Origin of the sequence: Chromobacterium rhizoryzae, from assembly GCF_020544465.1 — a bacterium.
Classification (GTDB): domain Bacteria; phylum Pseudomonadota; class Gammaproteobacteria; order Burkholderiales; family Chromobacteriaceae; genus Chromobacterium.
On record NZ_CP066126.1, the window covers coordinates 5,292,470 to 5,312,339 of the forward strand.

A 19,870-nucleotide genomic window follows, 5' to 3' on the forward strand; every position below is an offset into this window, starting at 1 on the left:
CAGTTTCGGCGACACGCGATAAGCGGTGGAAAATTCTCCGTTGCAAGCGGATGTCATCCTGTAATATTTATAATCCGTTACTATTTCAGTACGGATAAAGCCTTAGGCTCGGGAATGACGGTTCCGTTTCCGGGAAAGCCAAGGCCGGGCTTGGTTTTGGCTGCGGGCGCCGCGCTGGAAATCGGGGAGCGCGGCAGGGACGGTTCGATCAACGCGGAGCGGCGGTCTTCATGCCATTGATGCATGGCGGCGGCTTGCATGCCGCGGTCCGCCGTTCCAAGCCCAGCCGTGCCCGGCCGTGCTCGGCATGCCTAGCATACGATGTTGCGCCTGGCATGACAAAGCAGTTAATTTCATGATAACCATGATAAAAAGGCATGTAAGATGAAGCTGCCACCGCTGAATGCATTACGCGTATTTGTCGTCGCCGCCGAGCATTTGTCCTTCACCCGCGCCGCCGCCGCGCTCAGCCTGACCCAAGGGGCGGTCAGCCGCCACGTGCAAACGCTGGAGGAATACTACGGCGCCACTCTGTTCACCCGGCAGGCGCGCGGCCTGTCGCTGACCGCCGAGGGCGAGGCGCTGATCAAGCCGGCGCGCGAGGCCTTCCAATTGCTGAACGAGGCCAGCGAAGCGCTGCGGCTGCGGCAGAGCGATCTGCGCGTGCGCATGCCGCCCACCCCGGCGATGCGCTGGGTGTTGCCCAATCTGCCGGACTTCCAGACCCGCTATCCGGAATACACGCTGCACCTGGTGACCCAGCTGATTCACGACAAGCCGTTCAACCGCGCGGAGTACGATCTGGCGGTGGTGGGCATGGCGCGCGCCGAAGTGGCGCCGGACCTGCGCACCGAATGCATCTGCCGCGAAAAACTGATCCCGGTCTGCTCCCCGGCCCTGCTCAACGGCAAGCACCCGCTGAACACCCCGGACGATTTGCGCCATCACACCCTGTTGCACCCCTGGCGCGATCAGGACACCTGGAAGCGCTGGCTGAAACTGGCCGGCGTCAACGGCGTGAATCCGGAAAGCGGCGTCACCTTCGACGCCTCCGAATACGCGCTGCACGCCGCCGTCGCCGGCATGGGCGTGACCCTGGCCCAGGTGTCCATGGTGACCCAGGACCTGGATTCCGGCCGGCTGGTGATGCCTTTCGACACCGTGCTGGAGACCGAGTGGAGCTACTACCTGGTTTATCCGCACGAGCTGGCGGAACTGCCCAAGGTCAAAGTGTTCCGGGACTGGCTGGTGGCCATTCTGGCCAAGAGCGAGGCCAGCAGCTGGCTGGCCCGGCGCGGTTACTGAAGCGCGCGGCGGCGCGGACGCGCCGCCGCCTTAGAACCCGTTCTAAGTTTGCGGCGCTTTGGCTGGATAGTTTAGACAAGGGCGTTAAGAACGCTTTCAGAATGCACAGGTACCCGCGGTACATTCCGCTTCTTCAATCGTTTTCTCCTTGCCCCGCTCTTGCTCGCGCGCCTTAAACAGGCTCTAAGAGCTCCTGCTTTGTAAATCTTTGTGTCCGCCACTGGATTCCTGGCCCTTCTCGGCGCAAAATAGTTGACTAGTCAATTATTGATGGATCAACAAAAATGAACACCTTAGCCGCAACCGCTGGAGCGGCCGGCGCGCTGGATTTCCGCCAGAAAGTGCTGGCCATGCTCGGCCTGTGCTTCGTGCTGCTGATGGTGGCGCTGGACCAGACCGTGGTCGGCACCGCCATGCCCACCGTGGTGGCGGAGCTGCACGGTTTCGACCTGTACGCCTGGGTCGGCACCGCCTACCTGCTCACCTCGGTCATCACCGTGCCCATCTTCGGCAAGCTGGGCGACGATCACGGCCGCAAGCCCTTCGTGCTGACCGCCATCATCCTGTTCACCGTCGCCTCCATGCTATGCGGCCTGGCCCAGAACATGCTGGAACTGGTGCTGGCGCGCGCGCTGCAAGGCGTGGGCGGCGGCATGCTGGTGGCCACCACCTTCGCCTGCGTGCCGGACATGTTTCCGGAAACCGCGCAGCGCCTGCGCTGGCAAGTGATGCTGACCGCGGCCTTCGGCCTGGCCAACGCGGTGGGCCCGACCCTGGGCGGCTTTCTCACCGAATATCTGGGCTGGCGCTGGGTCTTCTTCGTCAATCTGCCGGTGGGTATGGCCAGCCTGTGGTTCGTCTGGCGCTATCTGCCGGCGATGCGCCGCGCCGGCGCCGCGTCCAAGCTGGACTGGCAGGGCGGACTGCTGATCGCCGCGCTGCTGGGTTCGATGCAATTGCTGGTGGAATGGCTGCCGCTGCACAAGCCGCTGTGGCTGATGGCCGGTCTGGGCCTGAGCGGCCTGGCCGCGCTGGCCGGCCTGCTGTGGTGGGAGCGGCGCTGCCCCAACCCGCTGCTGCCCTTGGACATGCTGAGCCACCGCAGCCTGGCGCCCTTGTTCGGCCTGTCGCTGTTGCTGGGCGGCGGCATGTTCGCGGTGATGTACTACGCGCCGCTGATGTTCCAGGGCGGCTTCGGCCTGTCGCCCAACCAGGCCGGCCTGCTGGTGACGCCGCTGGTGGTGTGCATCACCCTGGGCAGCATCCTGAACGGCCGCATTGTCACCCGGCTGCGCCGCCCCACCTTGCTGCTGGGCCTGGGCTTGCTGCTGTTCGCCTTCACCGCCGGCGCGCTGGCCTGGGTGGACGCCGGCACCGCGCACTGGCTGGTGGCCGCGCTGATGGCGGTGGGCGGCTTGGGCCTGGGCCTGTTGCTGCCCAATCTGACCATCTTCGTGCAGCAGAGCGCGCCGCGAGAGCAACTGGGCGTGGCCACCGCCATGATTCAGTCCACGAGGATGATAGGCGGCATGTTGGGCACCGCGCTGGTGGGCGTCTTCGTCACCCACCGCTACGTCGCCGGCGTCGACGCCCTGCCGGCCGCGCCGCAGTGGCAGGCCTGGCTGCGCGATCCGCAAATCCTGCTCAGCCCGGACACCGCCGCCCGTTTCGAACAACTGACGACGGCGGCCCGGATCAACGGCGGCGCCTTGCTGGACGCCTCGCGGCTGGCGCTGGTGGACGCCATTCACCTCAGCCAGTGGCTGGTGGCGGCGCTGGCGGTGCTTGGCTTATTGCTTGTGCGGCGAGTCCCGCATGTAGAATTGCGCGATGTCAAAACCAAGACGGCGGTAATCCATGACTGAACGCGCTCCCAATCTGCTGCAGCAAATCGGCCGCACCGGCCGCGCCATGTACGCGGCGTTTGAACAGCAGGTGGGCTATCCCTTGCCGCGCTGGCGCATTCTCGCCGCGCTGACCGATCTGGAGCAGGCGACGCAGAAACAGCTGGCCACCCGGCTGATGATGGATCCGGGCGCGCTGACGCGGCAGTTGAAGGGCATGGAGGAGGAGGCACTGGTGCGGCGCATCACCGATCCGGCCGACAACCGCCAGACCCTGGTGACGCTGGCGCCGGCCGGACAGGCGCTGATAGAGGAGGTGCAGCCCAAGCGCGAGGCGTTTTTCCGGCATGCGCTGGCGGATATTCCCGCCGAGCAGATGGAAACCGCGCTGGAGGTGATGCACCGGCTGGAGCAGCGCTTCCGCGGCCAGGATTAGAGCCGGCGCCGCCGGCCGGCGGCGCTCATTCCTGCGGCTGCCACTGATAGGTTTTCAACACCGCCTTGATGCGGCCGCTTTTCTGCAGACGGTCTATCGCCTGGTTCAGCTGCGCCACCTTGATGTCGGAATGCGGCGCCACCGCGCACATGGTGGGCATGAAGGTGACCACCAGCGGGTGCAGCTTGAACTGCGCCGCGTCCTGCGGCCAGTTGCGCGCCCAGGCGGCGAACTCCAATTCCGAGACGATGGCGGCGTCGCTCAGCCGCTTTTGCACCGATTTGATCAGCAGCTCCATCCGCGCCTCCTCGTTGTGGGAGGCCGGGTTGCCGCGCCAGAAGCGCTCCAGCGTCGGGTAGTTGTAGCCGCGTATGGTGACGATGCGCTTGCCGGCGAGGTCGTTCACCTGGCGCACCTCGGTGGCTTGCTTGAGCGTCAGCGGACGCTCCAGCTGCGGATAGATCTCATGGGTCCAGCCCAGCCGCGCGGCGTTGCCGAACCAGTCCGGATTGGCGTTGCAGACGATGTCCACCCGGCCCGATTCGATGGAAGCCTCCACCCGCTTGCGGGCGATCAGAATGAATTCCGGACGCAGGCTCAGCTCGGCCGCCAGCATCTCGCCGATATCCTTGGACAGGCCGCCGCGCAGGTGCTCGCCGTCCGGCGACAGCATCACCACCGGCGCCGCGTCGGTATCCGCCACGCCTATCCGTAAACTGCCCGCCGCCCACGCCTCCCCGCACCATGCCACCGCCAGCCCCGCGAGCAGCCACAGCTTATTCGTAATGGCCATATGGATGTTCTCTCTTTATTCTTAAGCAAGCGCCCGGACAGTTGATTGCGAGTGTTAAGATGAGCTTTTGAGTCCGTTGCGCTTGTTATCGTTGTAGACAAAAAAAGTTCAGCCGCCATGACAAAAACATCCTCGCATCCCCTCCGGCAACACCTATCCCAACGCATTCTGATCCTGGACGGCGGCATGGGCACCATGATCCAGCGCCATCAGTTGGAGGAGGCCGATTATCGGGGCGAGCGCTTTGCCGACTGGCCCAGCGACGTCAAGGGCAACAACGATTTGCTGGCGCTGACGCGGCCGGACGTGATCGGCGGCATTCACCAGGCCTATCTGGACGCCGGCGCGGACATCATCGAAACCAACACCTTCAACGCCACCTCCATCGCCATGGCGGATTACGCGATGGAAAGCCTGGTGTGGGAAATCAATCATGCCGCGGCCAGGCTGGTCAAGGAACTGTGCGAAAAGGCCAGCGCCGCCAATCCGGCCAAGCCGCGCTATTGCGCCGGCGTGCTCGGTCCCACCAACCGCACCTGTAGCATCAGTCCGGACGTCAACGACCCGGGCTACCGCAACGTCAGCTTCGACGCACTGGTGACGTCCTACACCGAGGCGATAGACGGCCTGGTGCAAGGCGGCGCGGACCTGCTGCTGGTGGAAACCATCTTCGACACCCTGAACGCCAAGGCGGCGGTGTTCGCCATTCACAAATACTTTGACGAGCGGCCGGACACGCCGCGGCTGCCCATCATGATCTCGGGCACCATCACCGACCAATCCGGCCGCACCCTGACCGGCCAGACCACCGAGGCCTTCTACAACTCGCTGTCCCACGCCGACGCGGTCAGCTACGGTCTCAACTGCGCGCTGGGCCCGGACCTGCTGCGGCCCTATGTCGAGGAGATGGCGCGGGTGTCCGCCGGCTATGTGTCGGTGCACGCCAACGCCGGCCTGCCCAACGCCTTCGGCGGCTACGATCTGGAGCCGGAGGCGATGGGCGTGTACGTCCGAGAATGGGCGGAGTCCGGCCTGATCAACATCGTGGGCGGCTGTTGCGGCACCACGCCGGAACACATCGCCGCCATCGCCCGCGCGGTGGACGGCGTCGCGCCGCGGCCGCTGCCGGCGATAGAGGCCAAGTGCCGGCTGTCCGGCCTGGAGCCGTTCAACATCGGCGACGGGGATCTGTTCGTCAACGTCGGCGAGCGCACCAACGTCACCGGCAGCCGCGCCTTCGCCAAGCTCATCCTCAACGGCGACTACGCCACCGCGCTGGACGTGGCGCGCCAGCAAGTGGAGAACGGCGCCCAGGTCATCGACATCAATATGGACGAGGGCATGCTGGACGCCCACGCCGCCATGGTGCGCTTCCTCAACCTGATCGCGTCGGAGCCGGACATCGCCCGCGTGCCCATCATGATCGACTCCTCCAAGTGGGACGTGATCGAGGCCGGCCTCAAGTGCATACAGGGCAAGGGCATCGTCAACTCGATCTCCATGAAGGAAGGCCGGGACAAGTTTGTCGAACAGGCGCGCTTGATCCGCCGCTACGGCGCCGCGGTGATCGTCATGGCCTTCGACGAAGCCGGCCAGGCCGACACCTACGCCCGCAAGATAGAAATCTGCGAGAACAGCTACCGCATTCTGGTGGACGAAGTGGGCTTCCCGCCGGAAGACATCATTTTCGACCCCAATATCTTCGCCGTGGCCACCGGCATCGAGGAGCACGCGCGCTACGGCCTGGACTTCATCGAAGCCACCGGCTGGATCAAGCAACAGCTGCCGCACGCCAAGATTTCCGGCGGCGTGTCCAACGTCTCCTTCTCCTTCCGCGGCAACAACAAGGTGCGCGAGGCCATCCACGCCGTCTTCCTCTACCACGCCATCCAGCGCGGCATGACCATGGGCATCGTCAACGCCGGCGCGCTGGAAGTCTACGACGAGGTGGACCCGGAACTGCGCGAACGGATCGAGGACGTGGTGCTGATGCGCGCGCCCAAGGACGGCGGCGACGCCACCGAACACCTGATCGCGCTGGCGGAAAAATACAAGGGCGAAGCCGCCGGCGAGAAAAAGGGCGAAGACCTGGCCTGGCGCGCGCTGCCGGTGGAAAAGCGGCTGGAGCACGCGCTGGTCAAGGGCATCACCACCTTCATCGTCGAAGACACCGAGGAAGTGCGGCAGAAAGCCGCGCGCCCCATTCATGTGATCGAAGGTCCGCTGATGGACGGCATGAACGTGGTGGGCGATCTGTTTGGCGCTGGCAAGATGTTCCTGCCGCAGGTGGTCAAATCCGCGCGGGTGATGAAGGCCGCCGTCGCCCACCTGGAGCCCTTCATCGAAGAGGAAAAGATCCGTCTGGGCCTGGCCGACGCGCCGGCCAAGGGCGTGATCATCATGGCCACGGTCAAGGGCGACGTCCACGATATCGGCAAGAATATCGTCGGCGTGGTGCTGCGCTGCAATAACTACCAGGTGATCGACCTGGGCGTGATGGTGCCCTGCCAGAAAATCCTGGACGCCGCCATCGAACACAAGGCCGACATCATCGGCCTGTCCGGCCTGATCACCCCCAGCCTGGAAGAAATGAGCCATGTGGCCAAGGAAATGCAGCGCCAGGGCTTCTGCGTCCCGCTGCTGATCGGCGGCGCGACCACATCCAAGGTCCACACCGCGGTCAAGATCGCCCCGCACTACCAGCACCCGGTGATCTACGTGCCGGACGCCAGCCGCGCCGTCGGCGTGTGCTCCAACCTGCTGTCCGACACCCTGCGCGACGGCTTCGTCGCGGAAAACCAGGCCGAGCAGGACCGCGCGCGCGAAGGCCACGCCAATAAGGCGAGCCGCAAGGTGGTGAGCCTGGAACAGGCGCGCGCCAACAAGGAGGCGATAGACTGGGCCGCCTACCAGCCGCCCATGCCGCAATGGCTGGGCGTGCGCCGTTTCGAGCGCTACCCGTTGGCCGAGATCGCCGCCTACATCGACTGGACGCCGTTCTTCCAGAGCTGGGAGCTGGCCGGCCGCTTCCCGCGCATCCTGAACGACGAGATCGTCGGCGAATCCGCGCGCGCCTTGTACGAGGACGCGCAAGTGATGCTCAAGCAGATCATTGCCGAGAACTGGCTGGGGGCTAACGCGGTGATCGGCCTGTTCCCGGCCGCCAGCGTCAACCACGACGATATTGAAATCCGCGATCCGGACAAGCGCGCCAGCCTGATGAGCTGGGTGGGCCTGCGCCAGCAACTGCCCAAGATGGACGGCAAGGCCAACTGGGCGCTGGCCGACTACATCGCGCCGCGGGACAGCGGCGTGCAGGACTATATCGGCGCCTTCGCCGTCACCGCCGGCATCGGCATCGAGCCGCACGTCAAACGCTTCGAGGACGCCGGCGACGACTACTCCTCCATCCTGCTCAAGGCGCTGGCGGACCGGCTGGCCGAAGCCTTCGCCGAACTGATGCACGCCCGCGTGCGCCGCGAGTTCTGGGGCTATGCCGCCGCCGAGCAGCTGGACAACGAAGCGCTGATCGACGAACAGTACCAAGGCATCCGCCCCGCGCCCGGCTACCCGGCCTGCCCGGACCACACCGTCAAGACCGCGCTGTTCGAGCTTTTGGACGCGCCGGCCATCGGCATGACGCTGACCGAAGGCTATGCGATGCTGCCCACCGCCGCCGTGTCCGGCTTCTACCTCAGCCATCCGGCCTCGCGCTATTTCGGCGTGGGCAAGATCGAGCGCGACCAAGTGGCCAGCTACGCCCAACGCCGCGGCGTCAGCGTGGAACAGGCGGAACGCGACCTCGCCCCCAATCTGGGCTATGACGCCTGAGGCGGGCAAGCCCTGGCCCAGGCTGCTGTTGGGCAGCCTGATCTTCGGCGTCGGCGCCTGGTTGCTGTTCAGCTTCCGCGACCGCTACGTGGTGCTGTTGCTGGCCGGCGCGTTGCTGGCCTGGCAAGCGTTGCCGGTCGGCTTTAAAACCCGCGCGCTGTTGTTGAGCGCGGCCGCCTGTCTGCTGGACTTCGCCGTCTCCGGGCTGGGTCTGTACCGCCTCGTCGGCGTCGGCGGCCTGCCCTTGTGGCGGGTCGTCTTGTGGCTGAGCTTCAGCTGCTGGTGGTTGCGGTTGCTGGCGGTCTGGCGGCCGTCGCCGCGTCTGCTGGCGCTGGTCGGCGCGCTGGCGGGGCCGCTGCTCTGCTGGTGCGGCTTGCAACTGCGCGCCCTGCAAGCCGGCGCGCCGCTGTGGCTGACGTTGCTGGCCTTGGCGCCGTTATGGGCGGCCTTGCTGGCCTGGACGCTGCGTTTGCTGCCGATGGACCAAGGATCGGCGGCGCAGGCGTGATTGTGGATAAGAAGGCGGTTCTTGCCGATCTGTGGATAAGCTGAAACGAGGCGTCAAATTAAGAAAGCAGCCCTTGGGCTGCTTTTTTTGTGTTGGAGTCGTTGAACAGCTTCTTCGCCGTTTAGAACCGCTCGATATCGGTCAGATGATAGCGGCCGGTGCGGCTTTCCTGGCAGAACACCTTGGCGCGCACGGTGATGCGTTGGCCCTTATCGCGCGCCATATCGCCCTGGTTCAAGGCCAGGCTGCGTAGTTCCTGCTCGCCGCAGGGGCCGCCGTCGTCAAAGCGCTGCGCTTGCGCCAGCTTCAAATGAAAGGCCTTGAAAAACGTGCCGTCGGCCTTGCTGCCGGACTGCACCGGCCCTACCACGATACCGCTGAGCCCAATGCTGGTTTCATCGTCTTCACCTATCTCCACCGGCTTGGCGGCCCAGGCGGCGTGCTGGAGCGCGAACATCTCGATGGCCGGCAGGCAGGCCTGTTTCAAGCGTTTCATAAGACTCCTCGTTCATCACAAAAAGCTGTCCCGGCGAGCTCGGCCAGAAGCCGACATTCTATGTAATAGAATCAAGATATCCCGATTTTTCTAAAATATAGGGTTCAATCGATTTGTGATTCAGTCAAGGCGGGGCTGGCAGTCACGATGAATGCGCGATGCAGCGCTCCCCCCTTTATTTATCGGCTGTACGGCTGCTGAACAGCCCGGCGCGACCCCTGCTTGCCTATCTCCGACATACTTCTTGTGCGAACATATCCATATATGCATAATCCAGCACTCAAAAAATGACCTTCAACTATAAAAATGCACTTGCGTCTCGTTCTCTTCTTCATCCTGGCGGGCTGCTTGGCAGTGGCCGCCTGTTCCAGCGGCCCCGCCGCTCTGCCGGTCCGTACCGGCGTCTTCGTCGATAGTCCGGTAGCGGGCCTGGACTACGACAGCGGCAGCTATGCCGGCAAAACCACCGCCGATGGTGAATTTCACTATCTGGACGGCGAAACCGTCGTCTTCCGCATCGGTCAGTTGGAGCTGGGCCGCAGCCTGGGCGCCCCCCAGCTTACCCCGCTGCAACTGGCCGGCAGCCAGAACCCGATGGATCCCAAAGTGCTGCGTCAAGTGCAACTGCTGCTGACGCTGGACGAAGACGGCAACCCCAACAATGGCATCCAGATCAGCGCCGATACCGCTGCTCGCTTCACGCGCAGCCAAAGCCTGGAACAGGCGGGAGAGTTGCAAACCTTGCTCAGGCAGTCCGGTATTGTCCGTCGTCTGGTCAGTGTTGATCGCGCCGCCAGGCATTTCCAGCTTAGCCTAGCCGCGCTGCGTGAACAGCCGTCCTCCCCGCGCTTCATCCCCTTGGCGGAGAGCGATGGCACACCGCTAGTCGGTTTCGCACAACGTGCAGGCTGTGTACAGGACAAGCAAACTGGCCTCACTTGGGAAGTGAAGGCTGAGCACGGTCTACGTAGCCAGTCCTACCGGTACTACGTCAGCGCCAGTGCCCATCTGCAACAAGCAGCCCAATGTGGACCGAATCAGACAGATTGTTTGGCTGCCGCCTATGTTCAGGTGGTCAGGCAGCAGAAGCTTTGTGGTTTCAACGATGAGACGGCGGGTGGTGATCGTGGCTGGAGGCTGCCAACAGAACGGGAGCTGAAGACGCTGTTGGATTGGAGCCAGCGGGACAAAGCCCTTGGTTTGCCGGCCTTGGATCGCTACGCATTTCCGGATGCGGCGGCCACCTTCTATTGGACCGACACTAGCTATTCAGAGGAGAGGACGGTGGTGGTTGCCTTCGATGATACTCACCGCAGCCTAGCCAGTATCAGTCTGGGCAAGGATCAAGCGGCAAGGGTGCGTCTGGTGCGAGGTCCCAAGCTGGCCGACGAGCCGCCGCCGCATGGCATGGCCAAGTCCACGCTGGGTTATGCCTCGGTTCGTTCCGAGAATCCCTCCCCCCTCCGCGGCTTGGGCCGTCCGCTCTGATTACTGGCTGTTCGCAATCCCTTTAATGCCGCGTCGCGAAAGACGCGGCATTCAGTCTCTCCTGATCTAGAACCGCAAGCCCACCCTTGTGACCGCGAGTGAGCAAGGCGCGACCCCGGCTTGCCTATCCTCGACATGCTTCTTGTACGAACAACTCTACAAACGCATAATCTGCCGTTTTGAAAATAATTCTCAATTACAAAAATGCACTCGCGCCTTGCACTCTCCCTCGTTCTGGCGGGCAGCCTGGCCGTGGCCGCCTGCTCCGGCGGCCCCGCCGCCCAGCCGGTCCGCACCGGCGTCTTTGTCGATAGCCTGGTAGCGGGCCTGGACTACGACAGCGGCAGCCATGCCGGCAAGACCACCGCCAACGGCGAATTCCGCTATCTGGACGGCGAAACCGTCGTCTTCCGCATCGGCCAGCTGGAACTGGGGCGCAGCCTGGGCGCGCCCCAGCTGACTCCGCTGCAACTGGCCGGCAGCCAGAACCCGGCGGATCCCAAAGTGCTGCGCCAAGTGCAGCTGCTGCTGACGCTGGACGAAGACGACAACCCCAACAACGGCATCCAGATCAGCGCCGACACCGCCGCCCGCTTCCGGCGCAGCATGCGCTTGGAACAGGCCGGCGATCTGCAAACCCTGCTGGACAGCGCCGGCATCGCACGCAGCGTGGTGGCCGCGGACTACGCGGCCAGCCACTTCCGCCTGAGCCTGGCCGCGCTGCGCGAACAGCCGCCCGGCCCGCGCTTCACCGCACTGGCCGAAGCGGACGGCGCACCGCTGACCGACGCCGGCGAACGCGCCGGCTGCGTGAAAGACAAGCAGACCGGCCTGATCTGGGAAGTGAAATCCGTGCAAGGCCTGCGTAGCCAATTCCACAGCTATTACGCCAGCGCCAGCCGCAATCCGGAACGCCCGGCCCAATGCGAACCCGGTCAGGAAGACTGCCTGGCCGTCACCTACACCGAGGCCGTGAGCAAGCAAAAACTATGCGGCTTCGAAGACAGCGAAGAAGACATCGCCGCGGAACGCGGCTGGCGGCTGCCCACCGAGCGCGAACTGAAAACCCTGCTGGACTGGAGCCAGTACGACCGCTCGCGCGGCCTGCCGGCCATGGACCGCCACGTCTTCCCGGACGCCGAAGCCGCCTTCTACTGGACCGCCACCAGCCGCCGCGGCGAAGGTTCGCTGGCGGTGGCCTTCGACGACACCCACCGCACCCTGCCCAGCGTCAGCCTCAGCCTGGGCCAGCCGGCGCGGCTGCGTCTAGTGCGCGGCCCCAAGCTGGCCGACGATCCCAATCCGGAACAAAATCAGACGAAGCCGCCGGCCTACATCCCGGTCAGCGCCGACGGCCAACTGGCCGCGCCGGCCCAGGCCGCCTGCGTCGACGACAACCAGCATCCGGACGGTTGGCGTGACATCATCCTGTGGCAGGCCCGGCCGCGGCCGGCCGGCGCGGCCAGCCTCAACCCGGCGCTGGCCGCGCTGCAACAGCAGCGGCTGTGCCAGCAGGACAACTGGCGGCTGCCCACGGTGGCCGAGGCCATCCGCTGGCTGCAACTGCAACAGGACCCGGACTATCCCGCCGCCAATGCCGCCGCGCGGGTATGGGCGCGCGACGCCGGCGGCGAACTCTACGGCCTGGACCGCGACGGCGGGAAACAGAGCGCCGCCCGGCTCGCTGCTGAGGCCGAGCAGCCGCTACTGGTCGCCCTCTCCATCCGTCCGGCCAAACCGCCGCTGCCGGACAGCGACGGCGAGGCGCCGGACGCCGCCCAGCTGGCGCAATGGCGGACCCGTTACAGCCAATACCAGCCCGGCGCGGAGCGCCAGGTGGCTTGGCCCGCGCCCACGCTGGACGCGTCGGCGCAAGCCGGCTTCCGCGATCTGGGCCTGCTGCCCGCGGCGCCGTTTCCGGCCGACAACCCCTATAGCGCCGCAAAAGTGGTGCTGGGCGACAAACTATTCCGCGATCCCCGGCTGTCCCGCAACAACCGCATCGCCTGTATCAGCTGCCACGCGCCGGAACACGGCTGGAGCGATCCGCGTCCGGTGTCCCAAGGCCACATCGGCCAATTGGGCGGCCGCAACGCCATGACCCTTCTCAACACCGCCTACGTCGGCGCGCTGTTCTGGGACGGCCGCGCCGCCAGCCTGGAAGAGCAAGCCAAGGGCCCGGTGGTCAACCCGCTGGAAATGCATCAGCCGCTGGGCCAGGCTGTGGCCAAGATCGCCGCCGCGCCGGAATACGCGCCACTATTCGCCGCCGCCTACGGCGACAGCCGGGTGGATCTGGACCGCATGGCCAAGGCCATCGCCACCTTCGAGCGAACCCTGATCAGCCAGGACAGCGCTTTCGACCGCTTCCTCAAGGGCGAGCGCGCCGCGTTGAACGACCAGGCGCTGTGGGGCCTGCATCTGTTCCGCACCAAGGCGCGCTGCATCAACTGCCACAACAGCCCGCTGCTGTCCGACAACCAGTTCCACAACACCGGTCTCAACTACATCGGCCGCAATAAGGAAGACCTGGGCCGCGGCGGCGTCACCGGCTTGCGCGCCGATCTGGGCAAATTCCGCACCCCCACCCTGCGCGATCTGCTCTACACCGGCGACTACATGCACACCGGCGACATGCCGCTGGATGAAGACGGCGCCGGCGTGATCGAGTTCTACAACAGCGGCGGCAATCTGGTGGAAGCGGTGGGCGTGGAAAAATACACCCTGCCCAAGCCCTCGCCGCTGCTCAAGCCGCTGGGCCTCAGCGCCGCGGAAAAGCAGGCGCTGCACGCCTTCCTGCAAGCGTTGTCCGGCCCGCTGCGGCTGCAGCCGGCGAGCGAAGCCGAGCTGTTCCGGCGCTGAGAACCTGTTTACGATCTGCTGACGCGTCGTCAGCATGGCATTGAATCTCCATGGCCCGGCCTCGCCGCCGGGCCGCGTTCGCGTTGGAATCCACTGGCGCAAACGCCGTTTACGGTTTATTTCAAAATATCGCGCCATGACATGCGCGTGTTTTACAAGCGGAAACCGTGAACAACAAGGGGAGATGCGATGGCGTGGTCTTTGCAAAGAGCTTTCAATAACGCCGGGAACGGCGCCAACGCCGCCGGGGTGTGCGAGGCCGCGGTCTGCCTGTGGCTCAAGCACATCCAGGACCGCGTGGGCAAACGCAACTGGGGCAGCAGCGCCGGCGACTACCTGCCCACCACCCAACAGGCGGACGCGCTTTACCAGCAGTTCGACAACGGCGCCTATCTGTTCCGCTTCGCCTCCTACCTGGAGCGGCAGGTCTATCCCTCGGTGGCCGCCCACAATCGGGTGGGAGACGCCAATCACGCTGAAACCTTCGGCCTCACCTTCTGCCACTACTGCAACAACGCCCACGGCGCCAGCGCCCAAGCCTGGCAAGACATCATCGAAAATCGGATGGTGCGCGGCGACGCGCTGTTCCTCAACCTGATGCATAACGGCGGCGCTTCCGGCCACGCCGTCGGCGTCTATAAGGGCAGCGACTACATCTGGGTGTTCGATCCCAATAGCGGGCTCTACCGCGGCAATGTCAGCGCCGGCTGCTGCAGCGCGGCGGACTTGTTCCGCGCGGCGCAATACCTGGCCGGGCTGACTACCGGCTACTGGAACGAGACGGTTTACTACGGGCTGCATATGCGGGCCTGAGCCGAGCGCCGCGTAAGGCCGCGGCGCGCGGGCGGGTGAGCGAAATTTGATAGCAGGGAAACAGGGGTTTACTCACTATCGAAACCATTCGCTTCATCATCCCGCTCGTTTCAGCCCATGACCACACTCAATCTCAATACTTTCGTCCAGGCGGCCAGGCTTGGCGGCAGAGTCGTCGTCAATGAAAAGACGCCTGAACCCACGGTGACCGTCGCCAGCCAAGGCTTCAAGGGTCGGCTCTATGCCTGCCTGTCCCAACTACCGCTGCTGAAAAACCTGGAAGCCGTCAAAAGCTATAGCCAGCGCGTACAGGCTGAAAACCAAACCGCTCTGGGCGTCTTCATCAACACGCTGTCCCGGCGTTATGGCCAGGAAAGCGCCCAAGCGGCGCTGGACAGCATGGGCCGGCTCCAGGGCGCGCCGCTCAAGCAGCGGGTGGTGGAGCAACTGATTGCCGTGGCCGAACGCTTTCATGGCCAGGGCGACGCCAAGCCCTTGGCGCGGCAAGTCGTATTCCGCTCTTGGGAATGCAAGGGCATGGATCATCCCGGCCACGCCTCCGTCACCATCAAGAACAAAATCGATGTGAACGCCAATAAGCATGTGCAGGAGCACATCAGCTGGTGGCCGTTTAGCGACGCCCAGGGCGGGCAAATCGGCCGTCTGTTTGGCCAGCGGCAGGGAGGTTCCCTGGGCAGCTATCGGGAGGACAAGCAAGAAGAGGTTTCCAGCCGAACCGCGCAGAAACTCAGCGACGGCGAAGACGCGCGTCAGCAACTGGGTACCGCGGGTTATAAAGCCGCCAGCCAGGACCTGATGGCCAAAGCCCAGTACTACCCCCGCGCTGAACAAAAACGCACGCGGGACGGCGGCTGGGGCGTCAGCGCCCGCAAAGTCTATCTGCCGATGATGGGACGCAATAAAGAAGTGGCCGCCAGCGGCAAAACCGCAAAATTCGTATTGTTCGGCCTCAATGAAAAAGCCATCCTCCACGAGGCTCGCCACGTCAAGCAAGAAGCCGCCGAAGGCCGGATTGGCTATACCCTGGCCAGCACTGAGGAAAACTGCGCCTCCATGGCGCTGCGCATGCTACGCGCCGGCGGCGCGGAAAACTTCGTGCCGTTCAGCGCCAGCTGGGTCACCGAAGACCCCAACAAGGCCCATGCCTATGCCGAGCGCCTGCAAGCCAGGATGGACAGCCTCAACCGCCAGGTCGCCGACATCGGCGAGCGTTGCAGCGGCATGCTGCAACAGCCCGGCGTCAAAGCGGAATGGGACGTTTTCCTCAATCAGGGCCGCATGGGCGAACTCAAGAGAGAAATCAGCCAGCTCAAGCAGCAAATCAACAAGGAAAGAAGACCGGAAGCCCAAGCCGTGCAACGCCAAGCGTTGAAGGAGCGCAATGCTCAGCAAGTCTTTCGCATCGGCGCCCACTTCGAACAATTGGCCGTCGGCAGAGCTGACGCCCTGGCGCTGGTCAAGGCCATGCGTGAAGGCGCCCCCAATATCGACGACGACGCGGCCGCCCTCACCCGTAAAACCGCCGGTCTGGTGGAGGCGTTGCACCACTATCTGGAGAGTCATCCCCAAGGCGCGGAGCAACTGAGCCTTGCCGCCCACGCCATGATCAAACGCAGCGAAGAGCTGATAGGCCTCGCCATTCAATGAGCGCCGCGAACCGTTGTCGGTCCGCTCACAAGGTATCTTCATGGACAAAAACGCAGAACTTCTAGACAGCCTGGGCCGCGCCATCGGCATGGAACTTACGCTGGACTCGCACGGGCAATGTTTCCTGTTGCTGGACCAGCGGTTGATGCTCTCTATTCGCAGCCTGCCCGACAGTCTCATCCTGTACGGCATGCTGGGTGAATTCAGCGCCAACGGCAGTGCCGGGTTCTGGCAACAAGCGCTGGCCCTTAATCTGACGCTGGCCGAGGCCGGCGAGGGCAGCTTGGCGTTTGACGACAGCACCGGAGCCGTCATGCTGGTCAAACACTTGTCCAGCGATACGCTATCGTCCCATGACTTCATCGAAGCCGTGGACCGATTCGCCGCTCGCTTGGAACAACTGATCGCCTCGTTGGGAGAGATGGAAAGCTTCGATGCGCCCACCGGCTTGCGTTGCTGATTGAGGACGCCTACACCTGGGCTACTTCCCGTGGTTTCAAGCCTGCTCGGCCGCATCGCCCGCAACATCGCCAACGCGCAGCAGTGCGGCGTGTGGCTGGTCTTCTTCAACCTGCTGGACCGGGTGCTGACGCTGGGCCTTTGCAGCCTGGACGTGCTCGCCCATATCGATGGCCAGTACGACTGCCTCCGGGCGCTGGAAGCGAAAAGCAAGGTGAGGAAGGTTTAAGTCAGTCTGAGAAGTAAAAAGCCCGGCGTTGCCGGGCTTTTTCAATGAGGCGTTGGTTAAGCCACGCCGATGCTTCCATGCGTCACAAACCCCGGCCGTTGAATCAGCCGCTGATAATAGGCGTGCGCATGCGGCAGTTCCGGCTTGTCGAAAGGCGTCAGCTGCCAGCGGTGGATGGACAGGCCGAGCACGATGTCGGCCAGGGTGAAATCGTCGCCGCAGATGTAGGGCGTATCCTGCGCAGCCAGCTGGCGATCCAGAATGGCCATATAGTGGCCCCATTGCTGGATGCTGGCCTGGATCCGCGCCGGGTCCTGGTGTTCCGGGCTGTGGCGGCTGAGGCCGTGGAAGGCGTAGCCCCAGGAGCCGTTCAGCTCGGTGGCCTGCCAGTCCATCCATTTTTCCACCTGGGCGCGGCTGCGCGGATCGGCGGGCAGCAAGTGGCTGGCCCGGCGCGAGTCGGCCAGGTAGCGGCAAATGGTGTTGGATTCCCACAGCACCAGGCCGTCGTCCACCACTGTCGGAATCAGCGCATTGGGGTTGAGCGCCAGGAATTCCGGGCTGCTGGCGGACTGGAAGCCGCGGCCCCAGTCTTCGCGTTGGTAGTCGATGCCGATTTCATGACAGGTCCACAGCACTTTGCGGACGTTGATGGAACTGGTGCGGCCCAGGATGCGCAGCATGGAAATCTCCGGCGATGAGGTGGGAATAAGCCGGATCAGTGTAGCCCCGCCTGGCGCGGGCATGCCATTGAAATGGCGAATTGTGGCGAGGATGCGCCAGCTTGGCCGGAAGCCGCGGGATCGGGCTTGGCAATCGCAAGGCCCTTGTCATATCATGGCTGTCGATTTGGGCCGATAGCTCAGCTGGGAGAGCGCTGCGTTCGCAATGCAGAGGTCGGGAGTTCGATCCTCCTTCGGTCCACCATCTCCTCCTTCTTTTCCCCCGTATTCTCCTTATGCCGGCCCCTGCCGCGCGAAAAACCGCGCCGGCGAATCGCCGAAGGCGCGTCGGAACATCGCGATGAAGTTGCTGGGCGAGGCATAGCCCAAGTCGTCGGCCACCACGGCCACGGCAACGCCGCGCGCCAGCATTTCCATGCCGCGTATCAGCAGCGCCTGTTGCCGCCATTGTCCAAAACTCATGCCGGTCTGCGCCTGAATGTGGCGGCGCAAGGTGCGCGGCGACATCGCCGCCGCGTCCGCGCAGTCGGCCAGCGCGTGTTTGCAGGCGGGCTCGGTCAGCAGGCGATGGGCCAGTTCCGCGAGGCGCGGATGCTCCGGTATCGGCAGGCAGAGCGCCTGCTGCGGCGCTTGCCGCAGTTCGTCCAGCAGCACCGCGGCGATGCGTTCCTGCTCCGGCCGCCATTGCGCGTAATCCGTCCAGGTCACCGCGCGGCGCACCGCGGCGCGCATCAGTTCGGTGATCGCCAGCACCTGCGGCCGCGGATTCAGCGTCCGGCTCCAGTCCGGGCTCAGCAGCAGGCTCCAGCCGGTCAGCGCGCCGCTGACGCGCACCCGGTGCGGGACGCCGGGCGGAATCCAGCCGGCGCGGTGCGGCGGCAGCACCCAGGCGCCGCGCGGGGTGCGGATCTGGATCAGGCCGGTTTCCACGCATAGCAGCTGTCCGCGCGCATGGCTGTGCCAGTCGTATTCGCGGCTGCCCAGCCGGTAATCGCTGTCTTCCCGGTCGTTGCCGGGGACGGCGATCAGCGGCGGGCCGCCGGTCCATTCGCTGAGGTCCGGCGCGTCTTCCGGCGGCGTAACGTCGATCTTGGCCATTTTTCACCATTTGTTGGCAAAACAGCGTTATAGCAGCTTTGGCGGAGGCGCGCACAATCGTCGGCAAGGGTCGGGATGGCCGCCGGCGCGGCGGCGGTCCTGACCGGGTTTCCTCCTGATGAGCAAAGGACAAGCTATGCAATCTCTACGCATTGGCATCGTCGGCGCCGGCCTGGGCGGGCTGAGCCTGGCCCAGGGCCTGGCGCGCGCCGGCGTCGCCGCCACGCTGTTTGAACGCGACCAGGCCGCCGACAGCCGCTGGCAGGGTTATCGGCTGCGCATCGACGGCGATGGTCAGCAGGCCTTGCGGCAGGTCTTGACGCCGCGGCTGTTCGAGTTGTTCCGGCAAAGCTGCTCGCTGGGCGGCGACGATTGTTTCGTCGACCCGCAACTGCGCGCCTGGTCGGAACGCAAGCCGGCGCACTGGCGGCCGTCGGCGCAGGACGAGGACGCGGCGGAGCGCGATCTCAGCGCCAACCGCCAGACACTGCGGGAAATCCTGAGCAGCGGCCTGGGGGACCGGATCCGCTGGGGGCACGCGCTGCGCGGTTTCAGGGAGACGTCCGGCGGCTTCTTGCTGGATTTCCAGGACCGGCCTGAGTTCGAGGTGGATGTGCTGATCGCCGCGGACGGGGTGGCGTCGACGGTGCGCCGGCAGTTGGCGCCGGACGGAGATCCGGCGGACGAGGGCGCGGTGGTGCTTTACGGCCTTACGCCGCGGGACGCGCTGCCGTCCGAGGCGTTGACGCCGGAGTTGGGTCAGGGCGTGTGCGTGGTGTTCGGCGATGGCCTGACGGCGGTCATCGAGGCGATGCGTTTTCGCGCGCCCTTGCCGGAGTTGGCGCGGCGACTGGCGCCGGAGGCGGCGCTGAGCCCGATGCCGGATTACTGGTATTGGGCCTGCGTGGCGCGGGCCGAGGATTTGGGCGGGGCTTTGCCGGCGGAGCGTTTGAGCGGCGATGCGCTGCGGGCGCGGGTGTTGCGGGCGACGCGCGGCTGGCACCCGCGTTTGCAGGCCGTTTTCGCCCATGGCGATCCGCAGTGCCTGGGCGCGCGCGCCATCCGCATGGCGGCCGAGGTGCCGGCCTGGCGGTGCGAGCGGGTGGCCTTGCTGGGCGACGCGGCGCACGCGATGAGCCCGGCCGGCGGGCTGGGCGCCAATACCGCGCTCTGCGACGGCGCGGAACTGGCGCGGGCTTTGGCGCCGACGGGCACGGCGGCCGAGGCGGCGGCGGCGCTGCGCGTTTGGGAGCGGGACATGCGGCGTCGAGCCGAGCGCGCGCTGCGGGCCTCGCGCGAGGGCAGCGCGCGCTTGCTGCAAAGAACGGCCTTGTGAGACGCGGCCGCCGCCATGGCT

The 19,870-nt window shown here is 65.0% G+C and carries 17 protein-coding genes and 1 tRNA gene; 13 read left to right on the forward strand and 5 right to left on the reverse strand.

What is annotated here, in order from left to right; all coding sequences use genetic code 11:
- Positions 1 to 80: 80 nt before the first annotated feature.
- Positions 81 to 260, reverse strand: coding sequence for a hypothetical protein (locus tag JC616_RS24300; RefSeq protein ID WP_227105951.1), 180 nt, complete (start codon positions 258 to 260; stop codon positions 81 to 83).
- 124 nt (positions 261 to 384) lie between these two features.
- Between JC616_RS24300 and gcvA the strand changes: the two genes are divergently transcribed.
- The 3 genes from gcvA to JC616_RS24315 all read left to right on the forward strand — a co-directional run bounded on the left by gcvA (position 385) and on the right by JC616_RS24315 (position 3,585).
- Positions 385 to 1,305: a transcriptional regulator GcvA gene (gcvA, locus tag JC616_RS24305; RefSeq protein WP_019102440.1), complete on the forward strand. Its 921-nt coding sequence runs from the start codon at positions 385 to 387 to the stop codon at positions 1,303 to 1,305.
- Positions 1,306 to 1,589: 284 nt separating this feature from the next.
- Positions 1,590 to 3,170: an MDR family MFS transporter gene (locus JC616_RS24310; protein ID WP_227105953.1), complete on the forward strand. Its 1,581-nt coding sequence runs from the start codon at positions 1,590 to 1,592 to the stop codon at positions 3,168 to 3,170.
- Positions 3,163 to 3,585, forward strand: coding sequence for a MarR family winged helix-turn-helix transcriptional regulator (locus JC616_RS24315; RefSeq protein WP_107801381.1), 423 nt, complete (start codon positions 3,163 to 3,165; stop codon positions 3,583 to 3,585). The genes JC616_RS24310 and JC616_RS24315 overlap by 8 nt, the downstream gene beginning before the upstream one ends.
- Before the next feature lie 25 nt (positions 3,586 to 3,610).
- Here JC616_RS24315 and JC616_RS24320 read toward each other — a convergent pair whose 3' ends face one another.
- Positions 3,611 to 4,378: a substrate-binding periplasmic protein gene (locus JC616_RS24320; protein WP_227105955.1), complete on the reverse strand. Its 768-nt coding sequence runs from the start codon at positions 4,376 to 4,378 to the stop codon at positions 3,611 to 3,613.
- Positions 4,379 to 4,495: 117 nt separating this feature from the next.
- Here JC616_RS24320 and metH point away from each other — a divergent pair, with 117 nt between their 5' ends.
- The gene (metH, locus tag JC616_RS24325) at positions 4,496 to 8,209 is read left to right on the forward strand and encodes a methionine synthase (protein WP_227105956.1); all 3,714 of its coding nucleotides are present in this window, start codon (positions 4,496 to 4,498) and stop codon (positions 8,207 to 8,209) included.
- Positions 8,199 to 8,717, forward strand: coding sequence for a DUF2878 family protein (locus JC616_RS24330; RefSeq protein WP_227105958.1), 519 nt, complete (start codon positions 8,199 to 8,201; stop codon positions 8,715 to 8,717). The genes metH and JC616_RS24330 overlap by 11 nt, the downstream gene beginning before the upstream one ends.
- Before the next feature lie 121 nt (positions 8,718 to 8,838).
- Here JC616_RS24330 and JC616_RS24335 read toward each other — a convergent pair whose 3' ends face one another.
- A complete protein-coding gene (locus tag JC616_RS24335; protein ID WP_227105960.1) occupies positions 8,839 to 9,213 on the reverse strand; it encodes a hypothetical protein in 375 nt (124 codons plus the stop codon).
- Positions 9,214 to 9,519: 306 nt separating this feature from the next.
- Here JC616_RS24335 and JC616_RS24340 point away from each other — a divergent pair, with 306 nt between their 5' ends.
- The 6 genes from JC616_RS24340 to JC616_RS24365 all read left to right on the forward strand — a co-directional run bounded on the left by JC616_RS24340 (position 9,520) and on the right by JC616_RS24365 (position 16,732).
- The gene (locus JC616_RS24340) at positions 9,520 to 10,701 is read left to right on the forward strand and encodes an Lcl C-terminal domain-containing protein (protein ID WP_227105962.1); all 1,182 of its coding nucleotides are present in this window, start codon (positions 9,520 to 9,522) and stop codon (positions 10,699 to 10,701) included.
- 204 nt (positions 10,702 to 10,905) lie between these two features.
- Complete coding sequence (locus JC616_RS24345; RefSeq protein ID WP_227105964.1) at positions 10,906 to 13,563, forward strand: cytochrome c peroxidase; 2,658 nt, start codon at positions 10,906 to 10,908, stop codon at positions 13,561 to 13,563.
- A 189-nt stretch (positions 13,564 to 13,752) separates the two neighbouring features.
- Positions 13,753 to 14,376, forward strand: a complete 624-nt coding sequence (locus JC616_RS24350; protein ID WP_227105966.1) for a hypothetical protein — start codon at positions 13,753 to 13,755, stop codon at positions 14,374 to 14,376.
- A gap of 117 nt (positions 14,377 to 14,493) precedes the next feature.
- Positions 14,494 to 16,044: a type III secretion system effector BopA family protein gene (locus tag JC616_RS24355; RefSeq protein ID WP_227105968.1), complete on the forward strand. Its 1,551-nt coding sequence runs from the start codon at positions 14,494 to 14,496 to the stop codon at positions 16,042 to 16,044.
- Between the two features lie 40 nt (positions 16,045 to 16,084).
- Positions 16,085 to 16,504, forward strand: a complete 420-nt coding sequence (gene sicP, locus JC616_RS24360) for a chaperone SicP (protein ID WP_227105970.1) — start codon at positions 16,085 to 16,087, stop codon at positions 16,502 to 16,504.
- Positions 16,505 to 16,534: 30 nt separating this feature from the next.
- Positions 16,535 to 16,732: a hypothetical protein gene (locus JC616_RS24365; RefSeq protein WP_227105972.1), complete on the forward strand. Its 198-nt coding sequence runs from the start codon at positions 16,535 to 16,537 to the stop codon at positions 16,730 to 16,732.
- A 56-nt stretch (positions 16,733 to 16,788) separates the two neighbouring features.
- Here JC616_RS24365 and JC616_RS24370 read toward each other — a convergent pair whose 3' ends face one another.
- Positions 16,789 to 17,415: a glutathione S-transferase family protein gene (locus JC616_RS24370; protein WP_227105974.1), complete on the reverse strand. Its 627-nt coding sequence runs from the start codon at positions 17,413 to 17,415 to the stop codon at positions 16,789 to 16,791.
- A gap of 168 nt (positions 17,416 to 17,583) precedes the next feature.
- Between JC616_RS24370 and JC616_RS24375 the strand changes: the two genes are divergently transcribed.
- A tRNA-Ala gene (locus tag JC616_RS24375) sits at positions 17,584 to 17,659 on the forward strand.
- A 29-nt stretch (positions 17,660 to 17,688) separates the two neighbouring features.
- Here JC616_RS24375 and JC616_RS24380 read toward each other — a convergent pair.
- Positions 17,689 to 18,513 (reverse strand): AraC family transcriptional regulator, encoded by an 825-nt coding sequence (locus JC616_RS24380; RefSeq protein WP_227105976.1) that lies wholly within the window; start codon positions 18,511 to 18,513, stop codon positions 17,689 to 17,691.
- Between the two features lie 136 nt (positions 18,514 to 18,649).
- Here JC616_RS24380 and JC616_RS24385 point away from each other — a divergent pair, with 136 nt between their 5' ends.
- Positions 18,650 to 19,849: an FAD-dependent oxidoreductase gene (locus tag JC616_RS24385; protein WP_227105977.1), complete on the forward strand. Its 1,200-nt coding sequence runs from the start codon at positions 18,650 to 18,652 to the stop codon at positions 19,847 to 19,849.
- Positions 19,850 to 19,870: the final 21 nt, after the last annotated feature.

What these genes read in the sequence shown, in the direction of transcription:
- JC616_RS24300 (WP_227105951.1), bottom strand. Translation starts at nt 260, where the DNA reads ATGCAAGCCGCCGCCATGCATCAATGGCATGAAGACCGCCGCTCCGCG.
- gcvA (WP_019102440.1), top strand. Translation starts at nt 385, where the DNA reads ATGAAGCTGCCACCGCTGAATGCATTACGCGTATTTGTCGTCGCCGCC.
- JC616_RS24310 (WP_227105953.1), top strand. Translation starts at nt 1,590, where the DNA reads ATGAACACCTTAGCCGCAACCGCTGGAGCGGCCGGCGCGCTGGATTTC.
- JC616_RS24315 (WP_107801381.1), top strand. Translation starts at nt 3,163, where the DNA reads ATGACTGAACGCGCTCCCAATCTGCTGCAGCAAATCGGCCGCACCGGC.
- JC616_RS24320 (WP_227105955.1), bottom strand. Translation starts at nt 4,378, where the DNA reads ATGGCCATTACGAATAAGCTGTGGCTGCTCGCGGGGCTGGCGGTGGCA.
- metH (WP_227105956.1), top strand. Translation starts at nt 4,496, where the DNA reads ATGACAAAAACATCCTCGCATCCCCTCCGGCAACACCTATCCCAACGC.
- JC616_RS24330 (WP_227105958.1), top strand. Translation starts at nt 8,199, where the DNA reads ATGACGCCTGAGGCGGGCAAGCCCTGGCCCAGGCTGCTGTTGGGCAGC.
- JC616_RS24335 (WP_227105960.1), bottom strand. Translation starts at nt 9,213, where the DNA reads ATGAAACGCTTGAAACAGGCCTGCCTGCCGGCCATCGAGATGTTCGCG.
- JC616_RS24340 (WP_227105962.1), top strand. Translation starts at nt 9,520, where the DNA reads ATGCACTTGCGTCTCGTTCTCTTCTTCATCCTGGCGGGCTGCTTGGCA.
- JC616_RS24345 (WP_227105964.1), top strand. Translation starts at nt 10,906, where the DNA reads ATGCACTCGCGCCTTGCACTCTCCCTCGTTCTGGCGGGCAGCCTGGCC.
- JC616_RS24350 (WP_227105966.1), top strand. Translation starts at nt 13,753, where the DNA reads ATGGCGTGGTCTTTGCAAAGAGCTTTCAATAACGCCGGGAACGGCGCC.
- JC616_RS24355 (WP_227105968.1), top strand. Translation starts at nt 14,494, where the DNA reads ATGACCACACTCAATCTCAATACTTTCGTCCAGGCGGCCAGGCTTGGC.
- sicP (WP_227105970.1), top strand. Translation starts at nt 16,085, where the DNA reads ATGGACAAAAACGCAGAACTTCTAGACAGCCTGGGCCGCGCCATCGGC.
- JC616_RS24370 (WP_227105974.1), bottom strand. Translation starts at nt 17,415, where the DNA reads ATGCTGCGCATCCTGGGCCGCACCAGTTCCATCAACGTCCGCAAAGTG.
- JC616_RS24380 (WP_227105976.1), bottom strand. Translation starts at nt 18,513, where the DNA reads ATGGCCAAGATCGACGTTACGCCGCCGGAAGACGCGCCGGACCTCAGC.
- JC616_RS24385 (WP_227105977.1), top strand. Translation starts at nt 18,650, where the DNA reads ATGCAATCTCTACGCATTGGCATCGTCGGCGCCGGCCTGGGCGGGCTG.